The organism is Nocardioides sp. GCM10030259 (assembly GCF_042666375.1).
In the GTDB taxonomy this organism is placed as follows: domain Bacteria; phylum Actinomycetota; class Actinomycetes; order Propionibacteriales; family Nocardioidaceae; genus Nocardioides.
On record NZ_JBHTDF010000023.1, the window covers coordinates 1 to 858 of the forward strand.

The window sequence follows — 858 nt, forward strand, 5'->3', positions numbered from 1 at the left end:
CAGCTCCCGGGGGTACTTGCTGGGACGTGCCATGACTTCATCCTCCAACTAATGAAGCCTCCGGACATCCCGGGGCGGTTCAGTTACCTGCGGGTTGGTCGTCGGCACCGGTGGTCGAGCTTGTCGAGACCCCTTCAGCGCGTGCGCGCGCGGTGAGTGTGGGCACCCTGCGGGTTCGTTGGGCTTCTGACCGACAGGCAGCGAAGCGGGGACGCGGCGGGCGCGGGGTTGCGGCCCGTCGCCGGCCTTCCGACCGCACCCACGACGCGGATCTGGGTGCACACGATCTTGACGTATCGAACCCCTGTTCGATACAATGGACCATGGCTCAGAACCCGCTCGACACCAGCGCCGAAGAGGCGGCTGCACTGGTGGATGCGATCCGGGACCTCGAGGACCGCAAGTCCCGGGCCGCGGCGGAGCAGGCCGACCTGACCGCCCGGCTCGCGGCACTGCGTCCCGACGATGCCGCCGGGCTGGTCGCGCACGCGCGGCGGGAGTCCCCGGCCCGCGCGGTCCGCTACGTCGGGCTCGCGAAGGCGCTGACCACCGAGCTCCCGCACACCCGCGCCGCCTTGGCCGCCGGGGCGCTGTCGGAGTGGCGGGCCACCCTGATCGCCCGCGAGACCAGCTGCCTGACACCGGAGGACCGGGCGGTCGTGGACGCCGCGATCTGCGCACCCGACGAGGAGGGCGGCTACCCGTTCGAGGGGTGGGGCGACCGGCGCCTGGTCGCCGAGACCCGGGCCCTGGTCGCCACCACCGACCCGGCCGCCGTGGTGGACCGCCGTGCGAAGGCGGAGGGCGACCGGCACGTGTCGCTGCGCCCCGCGCCGGACACCATGGCCCGGCTCTCGG

At 73.2% G+C, this 858-nt stretch carries 1 protein-coding gene; it reads left to right on the forward strand.

The features are described 5' to 3' along the window. Window positions 1–323: 323 nt before the first annotated feature. On the forward strand, window positions 324–858 hold a 535-nt coding region (locus ACFQQI_RS18300; RefSeq protein ID WP_378566765.1), incomplete at its 3' end, for a DUF222 domain-containing protein.